The following is a 5,216-nucleotide window of genomic DNA, read 5'->3' as shown; positions in this document are numbered from 1 at the left end:
CCGCCTGCGACACCTCCGGCGTATTGGGCTTGGTCGCGCCGCCGTTGAGCCAGCGACTCCCCTGCCACAGGCCGACCCCGGCCAATGCGGCGACGAGCGCGCCCGCCGCCAGCGCACGCTTCACGCCTCGGGGCTCCACGCCTCGTAATCGCCGGTCGCAGGCGCGCGGACGCCGCCCTTCTCCAGCGCGCCCGGCGGACGATAGGCGAGCGCGGTGCCGGTCATGTTGGGCACCGCCGGCTTTTCCCAGCGACGCGGCGCGGGCAGCGCACGATCGGGCACGTCGTCGACATGATGATGCAGCCAGCTGAACCATTCGGGCGGGACGCGGCTCGCGTCGTTCGCGCCACGATAGATCACCCAGCGACGCGGGCGGCCGGCGGTATCCGCCCCGCCCTCGTAATAAACGTTGCCGAGCGAATCCTCGCCGACGCGCGTCTTGCCGCGAAGGCCGAACCAGGTGCCGACGGTCGCGCCGTTCCACCAGGTGAAGGGGTTCAGATTGATGCCCATGCGCCTGCGCTTAGCCCCGAAGCGCGGAGGCTTCAACCGCGCTTTCAATACCTCGCGCCCCTCTCCCCTCCCTGGTGAAGGGAGGGGAGTTCCTGCGGCTATCTATCCCAGCTTACCTTGTCGCCCTCGTTGATGCCGAGCTCGCCGGCGCGGCCGCCGTTGATCTCCAGCACCGCCGCGACCGCCTCGCCCGACGAGATCAGCGTCTGTGAGAAAGGCACGGTATTCTCCTCGATCCGCGCGATCGTGTGATCGGGGCGGATGAACAGGATGTCGAGCGAACTCGGCGTGTCCTTCATCCAGAAGTTCGCCGCGCGCGGCGGGCCGTCGGGCGGATAGGGCGCGAACAGCATCCCGCCGTCCTTGGGGACATCGGTGCGGAACATGAGCCCGCGCTCCTGCGCCGCGGCGGTGCGCGCGGCCTCGACCTGAAAGACGTGCGCGCCGTTCCTGCTCTGCACCGTCACCGTGACGAGCGCGGCATTCCCCTTGCCCGCGCCTCCGGAGCCGTCACCCGAGGTCGTCGCCGATGCCGATACGTTGCCGCCCGAGCAGCCCGCGACGAGCGCCGCAAGCATCGCCCCCGCCACGATCCGCCACATGTCAGTCCTCCAGCGCGACCGCGACCGCGAGCGGCCCCTTGCGCCCGTCGACCACGCGTGCGCGCAGCCGTTGATCGGGCTCGACCTCCTGAACGCCGGCGCGGCGCAGCGTTTCCATATGGACGAAGATGTCCTGATCGCCGTCGGGCCGGACGAGGAAGCCATAACCCTTGAGCCGGTTGAACCATTTCACCAGCACCGGCTCCCAGTCGCCCGCCTCGTCGAGCAATGCGGCGGGATCGACGCGGGTCGTATCGCGCGGCGGCGCGGGATCGACCGCGTTCGAGGTGTCGATCGACAGGATCTCGGTCGCCTGAAAGCCGCGATTGCGCTTGACCGCGATCGCCTCGACCCGCGTCCGCTCGGGCAGGCTGCGCCGGCCGTGCGGCTGGAGCACGCTGAAATGGATCAGCACGTCGCCGGTATCGCCGGAATCCGGCACGAGAAAGCCGAAGCCGCGCGTCACGTCGAACCATTTGAGCGTGCCCGAAACACGCACAGCCGGTTCGGCGTCGGACACGCCTGTCTCCTGTTCGCGGTCATCCGCATCGCGAGGCATGTCGCTACGCACGTATTTTTACCCGTCCCCCAACGATCGTTACGCTAGCATCTTTGGCGCGGTGTACAACAGCGAAACCATTGGGGGCGGCTCATTCCTCGCCCTCGAATGGCACACCCGGCGGACTGGTGACGATTCGCCGCGCCAGCGCATGCGCGTGCCCCGCGCGAATCATCGCCGCGACCTGGCGTTCGAGCAGCCGCGCATCGGGCGCCTCGCGCGCCCACGGGCCGAAGCGACGGCGCTTCGCGAAGGCCAGCGCCGCGCGCAGCGGCTGCGCCTCCGCCCCCGGCTCTTCCGCTAGTTCGGCGAGCGCGGCGGCAGTATCCTCGGCGTCGATCTGCGCCGCATGAAGCGCCTGCGCCACGCGGCGCGCGCCGAACCCGCGCCGCGCGAGCGATGCCGCGCGCATCGCCGCAAAGGCGCGATCGTTAACATAGCCCAATGCCGCCATCCGCTCGGCGACCGCCGCCGGATCGACCGGCGCGCCCTGCCAACCGCGTTCGCGCACCTTGCGGCGCAGATAATCGGCCAGCTTGCCGCGGGTGGTGGCGAAACGCTCGACATAGCGTAAGGCGAGCTGATCGAGCGCGGCAGCATCGAGCGGGCGGGGCAAAGCGTGGCGTTCGCGGGTCACGCCATGTTGTTGCCACAGTGACGAACGAATTTGAACGCGCCGGGCGCGGAAGGGCCGCCATTGCGCGAGCTTGCGTCCGGGAAGGGGCGCGCGAAAGGTTAAATTCTGGAATGACTACCCTCCAATCGACCCCCACGCAGGATGCGCTGCCGCGCCGGTTCGCGGATTTCGCGACGCTGGGCGAGGCGCTCGATTATGCGGCGCAGGGCACCCGTGGGCTGAATTTCCATGATGCGCGCGGGGCGTTGACCCGCGCCTATCCGTTCTCCGCGTTGCGTCGCGACGCGCTGGCCGCGGCGTGGCGACTAGTCGCTGCGGGGATCAAGCCGGGCGACCGCATCGCGCTGGTCGCCGAAACCGGCACCGAATTCGCCGCATTGTTCTTCGGCGCGGTCTATGCCGGCGCGTGGCCGGTGCCGCTGCCGCTGCCGACCTCGTTCGGCGGCAAGGAATCCTATATCGACCAGCTCCGCGTCCAGCTTTCGAGCTGCGACCCGACGATGCTGATCTATCCGCCCGAGCTGGCGGTGATGGCGGGCGCCGCCGCCGAGGCGGGCGGCGTGCAGGGCGTCGACTGGGGCGAATTGCTCGCCACCGAGCCGACCCCGGTCGCGCTGCCCACGGCGAAGGGCGACGATATCGCCTATCTGCAATATTCGAGCGGCTCGACCCGCTTCCCCCACGGCGTCGCGATCACCCACCACGCATTGCTCAACAATCTCGCCGCGCACGGGCACGGCATGGAGCTGATCGACAGCGATCGCTGCATTTCGTGGCTGCCCTGGTATCACGACATGGGGCTGGTCGGCTGCTTCCTGTCACCGATCGCCAATCAGGTGTCGACCGATTACCTCAAGACCGAGGATTTCGCGCGCCGCCCGCTGGCGTGGCTCGATCTGATCAGCCGCAACCAGGGCACCTCGATCAGCTATTCGCCGACCTTCGGCTATGACATCTGCTCGCGCCGCATCTCCAGCCAGACGCGTGCGTCGGACCGGTTCGATCTGTCGCGCTGGCGGCTCGCCGGCAATGGCGCGGACATGATCCGGCCGGACGTGATGCAGGGCTTCGTCGACGCTTTCGCCGACGCGGGGTTCAAGGCCAGCGCCTTCCTGCCGAGCTACGGCCTCGCCGAGGCGACGCTGGCGGTGTCGATCATGCCGCCGGGCGAAGGCATCCGCGTCGAGCTGGTCGAGGAGACGCAGCTTTCGGGGGTCGCCGCGGGGCAAGATCGCCCGCAGCGTTATCGCGCGATCGTCAATTGCGGCAAGCCGGTGCGCGACATGCGCGTCGAGATCCGCGAGGAGGACGGCACCCCGCTGCCCGAGCGCGCGATCGGCAAGGTGTGGTGCAGCGGGCCGTCGGTGATGGTTGGCTATTTCCGCGATCCCGACGCGACCGCCGCCTGCATGAACGATGGTTGGCTCGATACCGGCGACATGGGCTATATGTCCGACGGCTATATTTACATCGTCGGCCGCGCCAAGGACATGATCATCGTCAACGGCCGCAACCACTGGCCGCAGGACATCGAATGGGCGGTGGAGCAGCTCCCCGGCTTCAAGCAGGGCGATATCGCCGCCTTCGCGATCACCACCCCCGGGGGCGAGGAGACGCCGGCGGTGCTGGTGCAATGCCGCACCTCCGACGATGCCGAACGGACCCGGCTGCGCGAGGAGATCCGTGATCGCGTGCGCGCGGTGACGGGGATGAATTGCGTGATCGAGCTGATCCCGCCGCGCACGCTGCCGCGCACCAGCTCGGGCAAGCTCAGCCGCGCCAAGGCGCGCAAGCTCTATTTGTCCGGCGAGATCAAGCCTTACGCGATCGCCGCGTAAGAGCCGGCATTGCGTCCCCGCGAAGGCGGGGGCGCAGGCATCGCCGTCAGCCGGCGCATTTCGCGCGCAAGCGCCCGGCGATCGGCGTGACCTCGCTCGCGCCATTCTCCGCCGCCAGCGTATCGGCGAAACGCCCCGGATCGATTTCCGCCACATGCAGATGCGGCGGCGAGAAGCGCGCGCGATAGTCGCCGGGGGCGATGCCGACGCGGCGGACAAATGCGCGACGCATCCGCTGATAGCTCGCGAACCCCGCCTCCCAGGCAATCTGCTCGACCCGCCGCGAGGTGCGCTGGAGCAGCCGCTTGGCAATCTCCACCCGCAGCGCCTCGACCCACTCGGCGGGTGAATCGCCCGTCGCATTCTCGAATGCACGATAGAAATTGCGCAGGCTCATATGCGCGCGCTCGGCCAGCCGCTCCGCCCGGAGATCGTCGCCGGGGTGCTCGACGATCCACCGCAGCAACACCGCGATCGGCCCCTCGGCCGGATTCCCGACCGGTTCCTCCGCCCGGTGCGGGAAAGCCGCAAGATCGCGTGCGACCAGCAGCGCGAGTTCGTGACCGTGATCCCGCGCGACCATCGCCAGCGCCATATCGATTCCGGCGGTCATCCCCGCCGATGTCCATATCCCGCGATCCTCCACGAAGGCCGCCTTGGGATCGACGCTGATCGCGGGATAATCCGCCTGAAGCGTCGCGCATTCCCTCCAATGCGTCGTCGCGCGGCGGCCGTCCAGCAGCCTCGCCTCCGCTAGCGCGAAGGCGCCGACGCTGATCGCCGATATCCGCCGCACGCGCGGATGATTGCGCCGCAGCCAGTCGATCGCGCGGGGATCGCGACCGGCGGCCTCGCGCCCGCCGACGGCGATGATCGTATCGCATTCGCCGGGCGCCAGATCGTGGATCGGCATCGTCTCGACGCGGATGTCCTGACGGGTGCGGACCAGCCCGCCGTCGGGAGAGAACAGATCGACGCTGTAGAGCGGTTCGTCGGCCGCCCCCAATTGCACCAGCCCGTCCGCCGCGCTCGGGAAAACCTTGTCGGGGCCGGCGATATCCAGCAAC

The 5,216-nt window shown here is 68.9% G+C and carries 6 protein-coding genes; 1 reads left to right on the top strand and 5 read right to left on the bottom strand.

Annotated elements, in window-relative coordinates; translation table 11 throughout:
- Window positions 1-120 precede the first annotated feature (120 nt).
- The 4 genes from BGN95_RS03785 to BGN95_RS03770 form a co-directional block, all read right to left on the bottom strand.
- Window positions 121-513: an NADH:ubiquinone oxidoreductase subunit NDUFA12 gene (locus BGN95_RS03785; protein ID WP_179510764.1), complete on the bottom strand. Its 393-nt coding sequence runs from the start codon at window positions 511-513 to the stop codon at window positions 121-123.
- Between the two features lie 98 nt (window positions 514-611).
- A complete protein-coding gene (locus BGN95_RS03780; RefSeq protein ID WP_286771667.1) occupies window positions 612-1,115 on the bottom strand; it encodes a DUF192 domain-containing protein in 504 nt (167 codons plus the stop codon).
- 1 nt (window position 1,116) lies between these two features.
- A complete protein-coding gene (locus BGN95_RS03775; RefSeq protein ID WP_502688244.1) occupies window positions 1,117-1,635 on the bottom strand; it encodes a cold-shock protein in 519 nt (172 codons plus the stop codon).
- 130 nt (window positions 1,636-1,765) lie between these two features.
- Window positions 1,766-2,311 (bottom strand): regulatory protein RecX, encoded by a 546-nt coding sequence (locus tag BGN95_RS03770; protein ID WP_286771665.1) that lies wholly within the window; start codon window positions 2,309-2,311, stop codon window positions 1,766-1,768.
- A 110-nt stretch (window positions 2,312-2,421) separates the two neighbouring features.
- On the opposite strand from BGN95_RS03770, the gene BGN95_RS03765 reads away from it, so the two are divergent.
- On the top strand, window positions 2,422-4,149 hold the full coding sequence (locus BGN95_RS03765) for a fatty acyl-AMP ligase (RefSeq protein WP_265314420.1): 1,728 nt from the start codon (window positions 2,422-2,424) through the stop codon (window positions 4,147-4,149).
- A 46-nt stretch (window positions 4,150-4,195) separates the two neighbouring features.
- On the opposite strand, the gene BGN95_RS03760 is transcribed toward BGN95_RS03765, so the two are convergent.
- On the bottom strand, window positions 4,196-5,216 hold a 1,021-nt coding region (locus BGN95_RS03760), incomplete at its 5' end, for a GlxA family transcriptional regulator (protein WP_286771664.1).

The sequence above is a fragment of the Sphingomonas sp. 66-10 genome (assembly GCF_001897045.1).
Classification (GTDB): domain Bacteria; phylum Pseudomonadota; class Alphaproteobacteria; order Sphingomonadales; family Sphingomonadaceae; genus Sphingomonas; species Sphingomonas lycopersici.
Note: the sequence above shows the minus strand (reverse complement) of the source record. Positions and strands in the feature narration are given on the sequence as shown.